This window comes from Roseateles sp. P5_E11, from assembly GCF_054049355.1.
Map to the genome: position 1 here is coordinate 1 of NZ_JBFUMO010001215.1, position 526 is coordinate 526.

The 526-nt window shown below is 71.7% G+C and carries 1 protein-coding gene; it reads right to left on the minus strand.

Annotated features, from left to right (window positions below):
- Nucleotides 1–476 (minus strand): chorismate-binding protein (locus ACXJKR_RS34415; RefSeq protein ID WP_457326682.1); only part of this gene is annotated, 476 nt, incomplete at its 3' end.
- Between the last annotated feature and the right edge of the window lie 50 nt (nt 477–526).

Sequence of the window (526 nt, forward strand, 5' to 3'; positions counted from 1 at the left end):
TCCTCGTCGACGACCATGTAGAGCTCGTCGGCCTCCTTGCGGTCCGCCAGGAACGCGAGGACCCCGTCGAGGCTGGGGCCGTCGGAGGGGTAGCGGTAGGTGCCGCTGATGGGGTTCATGACGGCCACGCCGCCGTGCACGCTGATGTGGCGCTCGGGTGTGGCGCCGACGAACGTGCGCCCGCCCGTGTGCACGAGGAAGGTCCAGTAGGCGCCGGCCTCGCGCTCCAGGAGGCGCCGGAAGACGGCGAGGGCGGTCTCGCGGGAGAAGCCGGGGAGCTGGGCGGTGAAGGAGCGCTTGATGACGAAGTTGGCCCCTTCCCCGGTGCCGATCTCGTCGTCGATCACACGGCGCACGATGTCCGCGTAGTCCGCGTCCGGCACGTCGAAGGTGCCGTCGGTCCAGCTGACGGGACCGCCGGGGATCAGGGGCAGCGCGGTGCCGAGCGGCACGGCGGACTGCTCCCGTACGGTCATGGCGAGGAGCGGCTCGCCGTCGTCGTGCGCCGTGAAGCCCCGCTCGGTGA